The organism is Catenulispora subtropica (assembly GCF_039531675.1).
In the GTDB taxonomy this organism is placed as follows: Bacteria; Actinomycetota; Actinomycetes; order Streptomycetales; family Catenulisporaceae; genus Catenulispora; species Catenulispora subtropica.
The window spans coordinates 32,091-46,199 of sequence record NZ_BAAAQM010000002.1; the positions used below are offsets into that span (position 1 = coordinate 32,091).

Annotated in this window: 10 protein-coding genes and 1 riboswitch; of the genes, 5 read left to right on the forward strand and 5 right to left on the reverse strand. The window is 72.2% G+C overall.

Going from position 1 to position 14,109, the window contains the following annotated elements; all coding sequences use genetic code 11:
- Window positions 1-37 precede the first annotated feature (37 nt).
- From ABD466_RS02280 to ABD466_RS02290, 3 genes are all read right to left on the reverse strand, one after another.
- On the reverse strand, window positions 38-2,845 hold the full coding sequence (locus tag ABD466_RS02280; protein WP_344655205.1) for a LuxR C-terminal-related transcriptional regulator: 2,808 nt from the start codon (window positions 2,843-2,845) through the stop codon (window positions 38-40).
- A gap of 51 nt (window positions 2,846-2,896) precedes the next feature.
- Window positions 2,897-5,221, reverse strand: coding sequence for a hypothetical protein (locus ABD466_RS02285; RefSeq protein ID WP_344655206.1), 2,325 nt, complete (start codon window positions 5,219-5,221; stop codon window positions 2,897-2,899).
- A gap of 94 nt (window positions 5,222-5,315) precedes the next feature.
- Window positions 5,316-6,206, reverse strand: a complete 891-nt coding sequence (locus ABD466_RS02290) for a helix-turn-helix domain-containing protein (RefSeq protein WP_344655207.1) — start codon at window positions 6,204-6,206, stop codon at window positions 5,316-5,318.
- Between the two features lie 300 nt (window positions 6,207-6,506).
- Between ABD466_RS02290 and ABD466_RS02295 the strand changes: the two genes are divergently transcribed.
- From ABD466_RS02295 to guaA, 4 genes are all read left to right on the forward strand, one after another.
- Complete coding sequence (locus ABD466_RS02295) at window positions 6,507-7,085, forward strand: ATP-binding protein (RefSeq protein WP_344655208.1); 579 nt, start codon at window positions 6,507-6,509, stop codon at window positions 7,083-7,085.
- Window positions 7,086-7,458: 373 nt separating this feature from the next.
- Window positions 7,459-7,698, forward strand: coding sequence for a DUF397 domain-containing protein (locus tag ABD466_RS02300; RefSeq protein WP_344655209.1), 240 nt, complete (start codon window positions 7,459-7,461; stop codon window positions 7,696-7,698).
- Window positions 7,699-7,840: 142 nt separating this feature from the next.
- Window positions 7,841-9,190, forward strand: a complete 1,350-nt coding sequence (locus ABD466_RS02305; protein WP_344655210.1) for an amidase — start codon at window positions 7,841-7,843, stop codon at window positions 9,188-9,190.
- Window positions 9,191-9,266: 76 nt separating this feature from the next.
- Window positions 9,267-10,838: a glutamine-hydrolyzing GMP synthase gene (gene guaA / locus ABD466_RS02310; protein ID WP_344655211.1), complete on the forward strand. Its 1,572-nt coding sequence runs from the start codon at window positions 9,267-9,269 to the stop codon at window positions 10,836-10,838.
- A 71-nt stretch (window positions 10,839-10,909) separates the two neighbouring features.
- Here the strand turns inward: guaA and ABD466_RS02315 are convergent, their stop codons facing one another.
- Window positions 10,910-12,127 (reverse strand): hypothetical protein, encoded by a 1,218-nt coding sequence (locus tag ABD466_RS02315; protein ID WP_344655212.1) that lies wholly within the window; start codon window positions 12,125-12,127, stop codon window positions 10,910-10,912.
- 73 nt (window positions 12,128-12,200) lie between these two features.
- Window positions 12,201-13,259: a C40 family peptidase gene (locus ABD466_RS02320; RefSeq protein WP_344655213.1), complete on the reverse strand. Its 1,059-nt coding sequence runs from the start codon at window positions 13,257-13,259 to the stop codon at window positions 12,201-12,203.
- Between the two features lie 14 nt (window positions 13,260-13,273).
- A riboswitch (cyclic di-AMP (ydaO/yuaA leader) is annotated at window positions 13,274-13,441 on the reverse strand.
- Window positions 13,442-13,723: 282 nt separating this feature from the next.
- Here ABD466_RS02320 and ABD466_RS02325 point away from each other — a divergent pair.
- A complete protein-coding gene (locus ABD466_RS02325) occupies window positions 13,724-14,071 on the forward strand; it encodes a hypothetical protein (protein ID WP_344655214.1) in 348 nt (115 codons plus the stop codon).
- Window positions 14,072-14,109 lie beyond the last annotated feature (38 nt).

A 14,109-nucleotide genomic window follows, 5' to 3' on the forward strand; every position in this document is an offset into this window, starting at 1 on the left:
CGGTAGAACCACGTACTCGACAGGCGTATTCGGAGGTTCACTCCTTCCGGCCAGCGAGCAGTGTCGCCAGCTGCACCCGGTTGGCCACACCGAGCTTGGCCAGGATGCGCTGGACGTGCGTGTCGACCGTCCGCTCGGAGATCACCAGGTCCTCGGCGATCCGGCGGTTGGTCCGGCCCAGGGCGACATGGCCGGCGATCTCCTGCTCGCGCGGCGTCAGCGTGCCCAGGATGGCGGGCGGCGCGGTGGAACCGTGCGCCGCGCCGCTGGTGCTGTGGCTGTGAGTGGTGCCGGAGACATGGTCCGGATGGGGCGTCCGGTCCAGGTGTCCGGGCCCGGGGCGGTCGTCGTGATGGTGCCCGGCGCGTGGGGCTGCGACGGGTGCCTCGACGGCTTCCGGCTCGGCCGGTGGGGCCCCGGGTGAGCCCGGGGCGGCCCTCGCCCCGGCCGCAGGGGAGTCGGCGGCGTTGTACGTGCTGTAGGTGGCGTGCGCGCCGTCGGTCCCGAACGGGCAGTCCGGTTCCCAGCACTCGGCTCCGAGCCGCACCTCGTCGGACAGCGCCCGCGCCATCCGGTCCCAGGTGAGCTTGGCGCCGGTCTGCACCGCGGCGTTGTAGGCCTCGTCGCCGAGGCGGGCCCGTACCTGCGCGGCGGCCTGAGCGATCTGCTCGGCGAACACCGCCAGGGGCCCGCTGCCGATCCCGGCGTACGCGGCCTCGCACTTGCCGATCAACATCGCGGCCACCCGGGCGTCCTCGTCCCAGCGCAGGTGCGCCAGCAGGCGGGTGGACAGCGCCAGCAGCCGGCCGTAGCGGTCGCCGACGTCCTGGAAGTCCTGGTAGGCCGCGTTCAGCGTGCTGATGGTCTCCTGGGCCCGGTCGCCGCCGAGCTCGCTGAAGGACATCATGACCCGCAGGTAGGCCAGCAGCCGCCGGTCCCCGGTGCCGGAGGTCAGGCGCCAGGAGCGCGCGACCCGCTCCGGGTCCGGCTCGCCGTCGTGCAGCAGCACCGGCATGTGGCTGGCGAACGCCTGCTGCCACAGGCTGCCGCTGCGCCGCGCCGACTCCTGCGCGCGGTCGGCGAGCTCCGCGGTGTCGCCCTCCGGGTCCCCGATCATCAGGGTATTGACGGCCAGGATGCGCAGCGCGTAGGACTCGGTGACCGGGTCGTCGCAGAGCTGGGCCAGCCGCACCGCCTCGCGCAGCGCGTGCATCGCCTCGAAGCCCTTGCCCTGCAGCTCCAGCAGCGCGCCGAGGCCGAGCACCACGCGGGCCCGGGTGACCGAGGGCTCGGTGAGCCCGGCCCGGTCGGCGTGGGCCAGCGCGCCGCGGGCGAAGCGCACGCCCTCGCCGAGGTGGCAGCGGCAGCAGTAGAAGTCCCACAGCGCGGCGGCCAGGCGCAGGCCCTCGGCGGCCAGGCCGGGGTCGGCCAGGAACCAGCGGCCGGCCGTGCGGATGTTGTTGATCTCGACGTCCAGCAGATGGAAGGCCTGGGCCTGCCCGGGGCCGTAGAAGCGGGGGTTCAGGCGCTCGGCGAGCTTCAGGAAGTAGGCGGCGTGCCGCTCCCGCATCTCCGCGGTGCGGCCGGCCCGCTCCAGCTCGTCGGCGGCGTAGGCGCGCAGCGTCTCCAGCATCGAGTAGCGCTGGCCGTCGGGTGTCGGCTCGACGGTCACCAGCGACTTGTCGACCAGCCGGGTCAGGGCGTCCACGGCGTGCGGGCCGATCGCGCCCTTGGCGGCGTGCAGGGTCCAGCCGCCGGAGAACACCGACAGGCCGGCGAACAGCTCCTGCTCCTCGGCGGTGAGCAGCTGGTGGCTCCACTCCACCGAGGTGCGCAGGGTGCGGTGCCGGGTCTCGGCGAACCGGAACGGGCCGGACAGCAGCGCGAACCGGTCGGAGAGCCGGGCCTCGATCTCCTCCACGCTCAGCGCCCGGACCCGCGCCGCGGCCAGCTCCAGCGCCAGCGGGATGCCGTCCAGGCGGCGGCAGATCGAGGCCACGGTGCGGGCGTTGGCGTCGGTCAGGCGGAAGCCTCCGGCGGCCTGCTTGGCGCGCAGGGCGAACAGCCGGACGGCGCCGAACTGCGAAGCCCACTCGGCGTCCACGACGGGGGCGGACTCGGCGGCGTCCGGGCCGTTGACGGGGCCCAGGCCGCTGAGGCTGTCCAGGGGGCTGACGGCCAGGGGGTTGATGCCGATGAGGCTGTCGCCGAGTTCGCCGAGGCCGTCCTGGGCGGGCGCGCCGCCGCGGTCGTCGGCCCGGCCGGAACGGTCGGCCCGGTCGTCGCGGGCCCGGCCGATGGTGGGCGGGTGGCTCAGCGGCGGCACCGTCCACACCGTCTCGCCGGGCACGCCCAGCGGCTCGCGGCTGGTGGCCAGCACGGTCAGCCGGCGGCAGTCGGTGAGCAGCCGCAGCGCCAGGCCGGCGACCGCCTCCAGCCGGTGTTCGCAGTTGTCGAGCACCAGGATCAGCGCGCGCCGGCGCAGCACCTCCACGAGGTGCTTCTCGGCGTCGGCGGTGCCGTCGCCGACCCCTTCCAGTCCGGACAGGTCCAGCGCGGCGGCCACCGCGCGCGCCACGTCGACACCGGCCGCGAGTTCGGCCAGCGGGACGAACACGGCGCCGTCGGCCAGCGCCGGGTCCGGCTCATGGTGCGGCGCGCCGTCGGCTCCCAGCGCCGCGGCGGCAGCGGCGATCGCCAGGCGGGTCTTGCCGATCCCGCCCGGTCCGGTGAGTGTGATGAGTCGCGACGTGCGCAGCAGACTTCGCACCTCGTCGATCTCGGATTCCCGATCGACCAGTTCCGACACAGGGGTCGGCAGGCCAATTCCCCCATCCTGGCCCATGGACTGAACTATAGGGTGGCGGATCAGGGCGCGATAGTGGTTCTCCCACTTTCAACAAGGCGAACTCGCAAAGCTTACGGCCGATGACGCGCCGGAAGCGGTTACGACTACGTCGATGTAGGGAGACGGGCACATTCCGTGCACGTCGAAGCTCGGCGTCAGGTCGTAGGAGGTCTTGCCGGAGAGCGTGAACGGATCGCTTTGCGCGCCGATGGACCCGGGCGACTCCCCGGACTGCGAGCCCGCGAAGGTGACGGTCACGGTGACCGGCCCGGTGCCTCTCGTGACGACGTGCACGTGTGCCGTGTAGGTGTACGACCCGGCTTGGTCGGGCGCCAGCGAGCCGACACTCAGCGAGCTGACGCCACTGCCGCCGCCGCCTCCGGCCGGGGAGTGCGAGGCCGGCGGGGCGGCCGAGGACGGTGGCGGGGCGCTCGTGGTGTGGCTGGTGCTGCTCGCCGGAGCCGAAGTGGCCGGCGGGGGCGGCGGCGCGGGCTTGCTGGACGTTGAGGAGTTTGAGGAAACGGCGGGGGAATCGGTCGCGGTCGGGGCCGTGACCGCCCCGGCGCCGACCGAGCTCTGGCTCGCCGAGGGAACGGCCGTGATGCCGGGGGCGACGCCGCTCCCGATCGAGGTCGATGTCGCGGTCCTGGACGGCTGCGGCGTGGCCGACGGGCCGGAATGCTTCTGGTTGGCGGCGTACACGACCAGGACGCCGGCCGCCGCCACGACGACGGCCGCGGCGGCATAGCGCACGATCCGGCCGCGGTCCACCGGCTCGGTGGGCGGAGTCTGCGGGAACACCGGCGGCGGGAAGTCGGTTCCGGGCTGGAAGTATTCGAACTCGTCCGGTTCGGTGCTGGACGTGGCGGTGGCCCGGGAGGCGGGTCCGGAGCTCGGGCCGGGGCCGGCTCCGGGGCTCGTTCCGGGGCTCGTTCTGGAGGCACCGGCCGGGCTTCTGGTCGCCGTCGCGCCGGACAGGCTCATCGCTCCGGCCGCTCCGGCCGCCACGCCGACCGGTGCGGCCTGCGCCGCGTGCGGTTCGTCGCGGAAAAGTGGTCGCGGGGCGCTGCCCGCCTCCGGGTCTTCGTCGACCTCGACGATCCGGGGAGAGATGTGCGTGGCGTTCGCGTCGTCGGTCAGCCGGTCCTCGTCGGGTCCGGTGTTCGGCGGCGTGCGCGGGATGAAGAAGAGGTCGGCGCTGCCGCCCTCGGGCTCGGCCGGGCCGACGCTCTCGCCGCTCTCAGCGCTCTCGAGATCCTCGAAGGTGCCGGGACCGGTGAACGGCGGCGTCCGGGGAACGCGGGGCGGCTCGTCGAAGGTGTCCGGCCCGGTGAACGGCGGGCTGTGCGGCACCTCGGTGTGCGTGGCCGCGGGCTCGTAGCCGTCGTAGCCGTCGTAGTCGTCGAAGACTGTCGGGCCGGTGTTCGGGGGAGTGCGGGGGACGTGGGTCTCGTTCGGATCGCCGTAGACCGGTTCGGCGTCGTAGTCGTCGAAGGTGCCGGGACTCGGCGCCGAATCCTCGAAGACGGTCGGGCCGGTGTTCGGGGGAGTGCGGGGGACGTGGGTCTCGTTCGGATCGCCGTAGACCGGCTCGGCGTCGTAGTCGTCGAAGATCCCCGAGCCGGCGCCCGGCTCGTCCCGGTCGCCGGATCCGAACTCCTCGCCGACCAGCCCCGCCGCCACCCCGGTGGCCGCGGCCTCGGCCACCGGCGCCCCCGATCCGCGGATCGGCATGATGCGCGCGGTCCGGTCGCCCTGGTTCCGGGCGTGCCGTGCGCCGTGGTGGTCCTCGGGGCCGCTGTCCGGGGTGGATCCGGACGCGAAAACGGGCTCGGTGCTGGAAACGGTTTCCGTCGCCAGGCCGTCCTCCGGAGGCGCGGCCGTCACGGCCGGTTCGGCCGGTTCCACCACCTCAGCCGGCTCAGGAGCGCCATTCCCTTTGCCCCGGCGCAGCTGCGTCACGGAGGCGATCCGCGTCACCGGCGTCGTGCCCTGGACCATCTCCAGCGTGCGCACGCGCTGGGCGTCCAGGCGCTTCACCCAGTCCGCGTACCCGTCCGCCGACCACGAGGGCCAGGACTGGGCCGACTTGCCCTCCAGCCGCGGCAGCCACCACGACGCGAAGTACTGGGCGTCCACCGCCAGCTGCTCCACCGCCGGCAGCCAGTCCAGGTCGCGCCGGCGGCCGCCGCGCGGGGCCTGCGCCAGCTTGGACAGCACCGGGCGCAGCCGCACCGCCAGGTCCCTGGCCTCGCGCGCGGTCTGCGTCGCCTCCTGCGGGTTGTCGGCCGGGTGCCACTCGGTGCCGGCCAGGATGCCGGTCACGAGTGTCCGTGTGCCGCCCCGCCCCCGTTCGTCTCCCCTGTCAGGCATGCCAACGAACGTATCCGTTATGGATGTTCGCGTACAGATACCCGACTGTGAACCTTGAGACGGTTTAGGCGGACCGGCGGTCCGGGAACCGCGGTCAGAAGTCCTTGATGAGCTTGGCCAGCGCCTCGGCGGTGAGCGCCGGCGTCAGCGCGGTGACGCTGATCCGCTCGATCACCTGCAGGTACACGTCGACGTCGTCGCGCTTGTCCAGGTACAGCGCCCCGGCCAGGTGCTCCAGGTAGACCACGTCCGGCAGGTCCGGCTCGGCGAACCGGAGGATGGTGAACGCCCCGGCCTCGGCGGCGTGCGCGCCGGACTGGAACGGCAGCACCTGCACGGTGACGTTGGGCCGCTCCATCATCTCCAGCAGGTGGGACAGCTGCTGCCGCATGATCTCGGGGCTGCCCACCGGCCGCCGCAGCGCCGCCTCGTCGACCACGGCCCACAGCCGCGGCGCCTCCTGCTCGCGCAGCAGCACGTTCTGCCGCTCCATCCGGACCTGCACCCGGCGCTCGGAGTCGCTGTCGAACACCCCGCGCCCGGCCATCACCGCCCGCATGTAGTCCGCGGTCTGCAGCAGGCCCGGTATGTACTGCACCTCGTAGGTGCGGATCAGCGAGGCCGACTCCTCCAGGCCGATGTAGCCGGCGAACCAGCTCGGCAGGACGTCGTGGTAGCCGTGCCACCAGGTGGTGGCGTTCGCGGCCTTCGCCATGGACAGGAAGGGCTCCCGGGCGGCCGGATCGGTGACGCCGTACAGCGACAGCAGATCCTCCACGTCCCGCATCTTGAACCCGACGCGGCCCAGCTCCAGCCGGCTGATCTTGGACTCGGAGGACCGGATCTCCCAGCCCGCGGTCTCCCGCGTGATGCTCGCCGCCTCGCGGAGCCGCCGCAGTTGCGAGCCGAGCATGATCCGGCGAACCGTGGCACCGCCCGCGCGGGTCGGCTCCGGCTCCGAATCGGTGGTGTGGGGCCCACTCATCGCTTTCCTCGCTCCTTCTCCGGCCCCGGCGCCGTGATGCGCGGCCAGGCGGTGGATCAGCTGCCGATTGTGCCACTTGGGCGTCCGCTTGTGAACACCGCAGCCCCCGGTCGCCCCGCTCGCCGAGGCTCCCCCCGCACGCGACAGGGCTCTGAATCGGTTCGTCAAAGTCTTTGCCCATCCGAGACCCTGCGCGCGCCTTCCACGCTGTAGCATGCACGTGCATCCGTCACTTGCATAGGAAAACTCTGCGATTGCACGTGCCGCCGCCGATGCGCGGCACCCGAGGGGGAAGACCCGATGGTCGCGTCCAGCTACTCCTACTCCCTGCTCCATGCCGACCTGCCGGTCTGCATCGGATACCAGGCCGTGGGCCGCAGCGCGTCGACGCGCCACTGCGTCCTCCCGGCCCGTGCGGAGTCGGTCTCGGCGGCCCGCCGCTTCGTGCAGGACGTGGCCGAGGACTGGCGCGGCGAACCCGGGCGCTTCTCCACTCTTCTGGAGAATCTGGGCATCGTGGTCTCGGAACTCGTGACGAATGCTTTGGTCCACGCTTATGAAGCCGTGCGTCCGGAACGCCTTGAGGCGGACGCCGATCTGATCTCTCTTTGTCTGGTCCACGAGCCCTGCGACACCACCGCCGGCGAATCGGGCGTGGAACGCGTCCTGTTCGCCGTCGCGGACCCCTCGGCCGCCTCGCCGGTGGCACCCACTCCGGCGCGGGCGGCCGACGGCTTATGGGGCCTCGACGAATCCGGCCGGGGCATGTACCTGGTGGAGGCGCTGGCCGACGACTGGGGCTGGCGCCGTTTCCGTGCTCCGGGGGCGGCGGAGCCTTCGGGCAAAGTGGTGTGGGCGCTCTTCGAGCTGGCTTGCTGAACTCTTTTCCCGCTCACTTCTTTCCGTCCGTGCCGGACGGCTGTCCCGGTAGCTCGCTGTAACCGATTACCACGCGGGCCCCTACCCCCGGTCCGGGCCCGGTCACGCCCCGCACAGCGCCGATTCCGTTGCCGGTCGCAGAGCTCGAATGTATATCGATCCGGTATCGAAGTCGTGGCGAACGCATGCCTTGAACCTGCGGGGAGAACCTTTACCCGCTCTTTGAACGTTTCACACTCGAAACCTCTGCGCGTGCGCCTGCCCGACCGCTAGCATCCGTTTACTGCCATGCAAACGCGAGTGCTGATTCAATCGCGGATGCACGTGCATTGGATCAAACCCTTCCCACCGTACATGTAAGGGGAAACGCGAAATGAGCGAGTTCGAGCCCTACAACGGCATGCCCGCCACCCGGGTCGAAGCCGCGTGGCGCAAGAGCAGCTACTCCAACTCGCAGGGCAACTGCGTCGAGTTCGCGGCGCTGGCCGACGGCTCGGTCGCGGTGCGCAACTCCCGCGACCCCCAGGGCCCGGCCCTGGTCTACACCCGCGCGGAGATCGAGGCCCTGATCAGCGGCGTCAAGGACGGCGAGTTCGACGACCTGTCCCGCTGAACCGGTTGGAGCCGCCGGCTCCGCATAGTGGTACCCGCTTCCGGCCCGCCCGCCGGCCGCTCCGATCGCCGGGCCTCTTGGCCGGCGCCCTCCGCGGCGCGATGATGCAGGAATGGCCGGACAGCCCGGAAGCGGTTCAGAGATGAGGACGGCCGCCGAGATCTCGGCGGCCGTCCGGCACGGTGAGAGCACGGTGCGCGGGCCCGTCCAGGAGGCCCTGGACCGCGCCGCCGCCGCGGACCCCCGGATCGGGGCGTTCCGCAAGGTCCGCCACGACGCGGCCCTGGCCGAGGCCGACGAGCTGGCGCTCCGGCCGGATCTGGCCGACCTCCCCCTCGCCGGCGTCCCGATCGCGGTGAAGGACAACGTCGCGGTCTCCGGCGAGCAGTGCCGTCACGGCTCCGCCGCCACCGCCGACCGCCCGCCGGAGACCGAGGACCACCCCGTCGTGACCCGGCTCCGGGCCGCCGGGGCGATCGTCATGGGCCTCACCCACACCCCCGAGCTGTCGCTGGTCGGCATGACCGACAGCGTGCTCGGCCTGGTCCGCAACCCGTGGGACCTGACGCGCACGGCCGGCGGCTCCTCCGGCGGCGCGGCCGCGGCGGTCGCGGCCGGACTGGTCCCGGTGGCCCACGGCAACGACGGGCTGGGCTCGATCCGCGGCCCGGCGGCCTGCTGCGGCGTGTTCGGCTTCAAGCCGGGATACGGCACGGTCCCCTCGCTGCTCGGCTCGACCTCGTGGTGGGGCCTGGCCGAGAACGGCGTCCTGGCGGCCACCGTCGGGGACGCGGCCCTCACGCTCGCCGTGATGGCCGACGACCCGGCCCTGGCCGCCGCGGCCGACATCCGGCCGGAACGGCTCCGCATCGCCGTGTCGACCGCGCCGCCCTCGCCGGGCTACAAGGTCGACCGCGAGCACCGCACCGCGGTGGAGGACGTCGCGGGGGCCCTGGAGGCGGCCGGGCACGAGATCGTCGAGGCTCCTCGCTATCCGCTCAACGTCGGCCCCGGCTCCGCCCTGACCTGGCTCGCGGCCGCCGCCCTGGAGGCGGGGGAGTACGACCGCCGTGCCCTGGAGCGCAGGACCCGCTCCCTGGCCGCCGCCGGGCGGGCGGCGGCGCGGATCGGACTGACCGGGGCCGGGACGCGTCGGCACTGGCGGGACACCGGGGCCGAGCGGTTCATCGGCGACGCGGACGTGGTGCTCACCCCGACGCTGATGCGGCCGCCGCCCCCGGCGCTGCGCTGGGGCCGCCGCGGGCTCGTCCGCAACTTCGTGGCCAACACCTCCTACGCCGGGTTGTGCCCGCCCTGGAACCTGGCCGGCTGGCCCGCGATGAGCGTTCCGGCGGGTGTGCACAGCTGCGGGACGCCGATCGGCGTGCAGTTCGCCGCCCGCCCCGGCCGGGAGGCGTTGCTGCTGGGACTGGCGGCGTACATCGAGGCTGTGCGGCCGTGGCCGCGGACGGCGCCGACCACCGCCGCGTGAGGGGCCGGTGACGTGATCCACGCGATCACGGTGGTGACCTGAGCGGTCACGGGAGCCGGATAGAATTGGCCGCATCATGGAGCAGCCTGCCGACACCGTCCTTGTCATCGACTTCGGCGCCCAGTACGCGCAGCTCATCGCGCGCCGGGTCCGCGAAGCCCACGTCTACAGCGAGATCGTGCCGCACACCGCGACGGTGGCCGAGATCCTCGCCAAGAAGCCCAAGGCGGTGATCCTCTCCGGCGGGCCGTCCTCGGTCTACGCCGACGGGGCCCCCAACGTCGGCGCGGAGCTGTTCCGGGCCGGCGTGCCGACCCTCGGCATCTGCTACGGCTTCCAGGCGATGGCCCGGGCCCTGGGCGGCGTGGTCGACAAGACCGGCGGCCGGGAGTACGGCCGCACCCACCTGGACGTCCTGGACACCGACTCGACGCTGTTCAGCGGCTCGGCCGCCGAGCAGCCGGTGTGGATGTCGCACGGCGACGCGGTCGTGGCCGCCCCGGAGGGCTTCAGGGTCACCGGCACCACCGGCAAGACCCCGGTCGCCGCGTTCGAGGATGACGAGCGCCGGCTCTACGGCGTCCAGCACCACCCCGAGGTGCTGCACTCGCAGTTCGGCCAGCTGCTGCTGGAGAACTTCCTCTACCGGGGCGCCGGCATCGAGCCCGCCTGGACCACCGGCAACATCGTCGACGAGCAGGTCGCGGCGATCCGCGAACAGGTCGGCACCAAGCGCGCGATCTGCGCGCTGTCCGGCGGCGTCGACTCCGCGGTGGCCGCCGCGATCGTGCAGAAGGCCATCGGCCCGCAGCTGACCTGCGTGTTCGTCGACCACGGGCTGCTGCGCAAGGGTGAGGCCGAGCAGGTCGAGAAGGACTTCGTCGCCGCCACCGGCGTGCAGCTGAAGGTGGTCGACGCCGAGGAGCGCTTCCTGTCCGCGCTGGCCGGGGTCAGCGACCCCGAGGAGAAGCGCAAGATCATCGGCCGCGAGTTCATCCGCATCTTCGAGCAGGCCGAGCGCGAGATCGTCGCCGAGTCCGCGGACGCCGGCGAGCCGGTGAGGTTCCTGGTGCAGGGCACCCTCTATCCGGACGTCGTGGAGTCCGGCGGCGGCAGCGGCACGGCCAACATCAAGAGCCACCACAACGTCGGCGGCCTGCCCGAGGACCTGCAGTTCGAACTGATCGAACCGCTCCGCAAGCTCTTCAAGGACGAGGTCCGCCAGGTCGGCCGCGAGCTGGGCCTGCCCGAGGCCATCGTCGGCCGCCAGCCGTTCCCCGGCCCGGGCCTGGGCATCCGCATCGTCGGCGAGGTCACCAAGGAGCGCCTGGACCTGCTCCGCGAGGCCGACGCCATCGCCCGCGAGGAACTGACCGCGGCCGGCCTGGACACCGAGATCTGGCAGTGCCCGGTGGTCCTGCTGGCCGACGTCCGCTCGGTCGGCGTCCAGGGCGACGGCCGCACCTACGGCCACCCCATCGTCCTCCGCCCGGTCTCCAGCGAGGACGCCATGACCGCCGACTGGTCCCGCCTCCCCTACGAGGTCCTGGCCCGCATCTCCACGCGGATCACCAACGAGGTCGCCGACGTCAACCGGGTGGTGCTGGACGTGACCAGCAAGCCGCCGGGGACGATCGAGTGGGAGTAGGCGTCCGGCGCCGGCGGCGCGCCGGGGTCTGAGGGCCGGGTCGGCAGACCCGGCCCTTCGTCATCGCGCCGTCACTCGGCCTCGAACTCGAGCGCCTCGCGCAGCTTCCGGTTGACGTGCTTGAGCCGGTCGATGGTCCGGTGTGCCTCGCGCAGCTCGTAGCGCAGCCGGATGATCTCCTCGAACGCCGCGAGCTCGGCGGCCGGCACGGTCGGCTCGACCTCCTCGGCGTACTCCGGCTCCGGCGGCGCCGGAATCGCGAGCTCGGCGGGCGGCGTGGCGGCCTGCGCGGCGGGCTGCGCGGCGGCTTCCGTCTCCGGTGTGCGGCGCACGAACTCGTGGATCACCGCGCCGGCCGGCTCCGGCTCAGAGGCCGCGACGGGCTCGGCCACCACTGCCGTGCCCCCGAGGAGCGCCTCCTCGTCCTCGCCGACCCCGACCGCCGGCCATGCCTCCGCGACCGCCTCGGCCTTCGGCCATGGCCGCGCCACAGGCTCGCTCGGCTCTTCCTCGGCGGCTGGGTCCTCGGTCTCCGGCCACGGCCGCGCCACCAACTCGCTCGGCCCCTCCTCGTCCGCCGCCTCTCCGGCCTCGTCCGCCTCGTCCCGCATCATCGCCGCGGTCCACCCGGCGGCCTCGCACGCCGCGTCCCGGAACTCCCGCAGCTGCCGCAGCATCCCCTCGCTGGACGGGAAGAGCCGCTCGGCCTGCGCCACGTTCGCCACCGCCAGCGGCGCGGCCTGCACGGTGTCACCGAGCTCGGAGTAGGCCTGCGCCAGCTTGATCCGCGCCATCAGCACATCCCGCGGGCCGGACCCTATGCCCTGTTCGGCCCGCTCCAGGTCGGCGATCAGCCCACTGATCCACTGCTGGGGGTCGGCGTCCGGGTACTCCTCGACGAGCTCCTGGTCGTCCACGTCGTCGGGCTCACCGGCACCGTCGGCCTCGTCAGGCTCCTCGACCGCCATCGACTCCAGCCCGGCCTCCGGCTCTGCCTCCAGCCCGGCCTCCAGCCCGGCCTCCGGTTCACCTTCCGGCTCACCCTCCAGCCCGGACCCGGCCTCCACGTCCCGTTCGGCAGCCAGCCCCGCCTGCTCGGCCTGCTCGGCCGGCTCAGCCCGCTCGAACCACGACTCGCCCTCGCCGGACCCGGCCCCGGCCCCGACCCCCGACCCGGCCCCGGACTCAGCCCCGGTCTTCGCCCCGGCCACCGCCGCCGCGACGGCCCCGGCCGCGTCCCCGTACCCCTCAGCCTCCCCGGCCTCGTGGCCGACTCCGTACTCTGACATACATCCCCCAAACAACGTCGAAGGGCGCCGACATGGAAGTCGGCGCCCCGCGGCTGGCTCGCGGTCCGGTCGATTACGGCCGGACGATCCGTACCACAGGCATCGAGTGGAGCGGAGCGTACTGCACCACGGTGCCACTGTACGGCGCGTGGATGATTTGCCCGGCCCCGACGTAGATCCCCACGTGGTGCATGCTGCCGTAGTAGATCACCAGGTCGCCGGGCTGGATGTCGCTCTCGCTGACCGCCGGGAACTCGTAGGCCTGGTCCGAGGAGCCGTGCGACATCGACACGCCGGCGGCGGCCCAGGCGGCCATCGTCAGGCCGGAGCAGTCGAAGCTGCGCGGGCCGGCGGCGCCGTACACATACGGCTTCCCTATCTGGGCCTTGGCGAAGTTGACCGCTATCTGCGCGCGGGCGTTCGGCGCCGGCGGCAGGCCGGTCGGCGCCACCTGCTTCGTGCTCGTGTTCTGCTGGGTCTGCTGCTTCTGCTGCGTGTCGTACTGCGCGCGCTGCGCCTTGGACAGCGTGTTCAGCAGGTCCTGCGCGGCCTTCTCCTTGGCGTTGACGTCCGCCATGTTCTGCGCCATCAGGTCGCGCGTCTTCTGCAACTGCGCGAGGTCCGAGGAGGCTTCGGCCTTGTCCTGGTCCAGCTGGCGCTTGATCTCCTGCGCCGACTTCATGGAGCTCGCGGACTTGTCGGCCACCTCGTTCATCGCGGTGGCCTGCTGCAGGAAGGAGTCGGGGGACGCGGCGAGCATCAGCTGCAGCGAGTTGTCCACCCCGCCGGACCGGTACTGCGCGGCCGCCAGGCTCCCGAGGGCGGACTGCGCGTTGCCCAGCTGCGCCTGCTCGGCGGTGATGCGGGCCTGGATCTGGTCGACCTTGTGCTGCAGCGTGGCGAGGTCGCCGGCCGCCTTGTCATACGCCTCGGACGCCTGCTCGGCCTGCTCGTGGAGGTCCTTGACCTTGTTCTGGACGTCGTTGAGGTTCGCCGTCGGGTCGGCGTGGGCCAGACCCGGCACCAAAGCTATGGAACCGACCGTCGCGGTCGCCAGCGTCACCGCGGTACGCGTGGCGGTGATCGTCTTCTTGGACGCGCGGTGGGTGGTCACGGTTTTGTGGGACGCCACGAGGGCGGCACTCCTCTTCTTCTCGGGCCGCCTACCGGGTTAGCTGTCGGGTTCGGGCTGAGAAGCGTGCCCTACGGCGCCGCGAAGGGGGGTACGCGGCGGACCGATTCACCCCTTGGCCCCAGTGGATGCGGGCCGGTGGGACTTGTGGGTCCCCGGCTCCGGGTCCGCGATCTCCGCCTTGGCTTGTGGGAGCCTCCAACAGCGGTTCGCGCGTCGCCGGACTCGGCGTGAACCCCCGCCACCGTCCGGGTGGTTGGTGTGTGTACGGAGGTCCGGCCGTAACCATAGCGAGATCTCGAACGACAAAACGGACCGCTCCAGGTCGCTATACCAGGATTTTACCTTGGGGAGAGTTTAGTGGTCCTGATTCAGTGCTCACTGTCCCGATTCGTACCGGGCCGTGTGGACAGAAGTTGTCGACGCTGTGTCGGCAAACTCCGCCATGATCGTAGGATGCAGGCGTGAAAGTACTGCAAGAGTGCCTGTTGGTCCTGCATTTCGTCGGCCTCGCCGCACTGCTCGGCGGGTTCCTGACCCAGATGTCCGCGCAGGCCAAGCGAATCGTGCCGGCGATGCTGCACGGCGCGGTGACGATGCTGGTCACGGGCGTGGCGTTGTACGTGGTGGACAAGAACGGACTGCACCACGAGCCGCCCGCGGCGAAGATGGCGGTGAAGCTCGGTGTCCTGGTGGTGATCTCCGCGCTGGTCTGGACCCAGCGCACCAAGGAGGAGATCCACAAGGGCGTCTACTTCGCGATCGGCGGGCTGACGCTGGCGAACATCATCATCGCCGTGTTCTGGCACTGATTCCGAGGTGCCTTCGAAGCCGCCTATAAGCGTGAGGA

Excerpts from the sequence above, each read along its gene's own strand:
- guaA (WP_344655211.1), top strand. The coding sequence starts at position 9,267 with ATGGAGCAGCCTGCCGACACCGTCCTTGTCATCGACTTCGGCGCCCAG.
- ABD466_RS02295 (WP_344655208.1), top strand. The coding sequence starts at position 6,507 with ATGGTCGCGTCCAGCTACTCCTACTCCCTGCTCCATGCCGACCTGCCG.
- ABD466_RS02290 (WP_344655207.1), bottom strand. The coding sequence starts at position 6,206 with ATGAGTGGGCCCCACACCACCGATTCGGAGCCGGAGCCGACCCGCGCG.
- ABD466_RS02315 (WP_344655212.1), bottom strand. The coding sequence starts at position 12,127 with ATGTCAGAGTACGGAGTCGGCCACGAGGCCGGGGAGGCTGAGGGGTAC.
- ABD466_RS02300 (WP_344655209.1), top strand. The coding sequence starts at position 7,459 with ATGAGCGAGTTCGAGCCCTACAACGGCATGCCCGCCACCCGGGTCGAA.
- ABD466_RS02280 (WP_344655205.1), bottom strand. The coding sequence starts at position 2,845 with ATGGGCCAGGATGGGGGAATTGGCCTGCCGACCCCTGTGTCGGAACTG.
- ABD466_RS02285 (WP_344655206.1), bottom strand. The coding sequence starts at position 5,221 with ATGCCTGACAGGGGAGACGAACGGGGGCGGGGCGGCACACGGACACTC.
- ABD466_RS02305 (WP_344655210.1), top strand. The coding sequence starts at position 7,841 with ATGAGGACGGCCGCCGAGATCTCGGCGGCCGTCCGGCACGGTGAGAGC.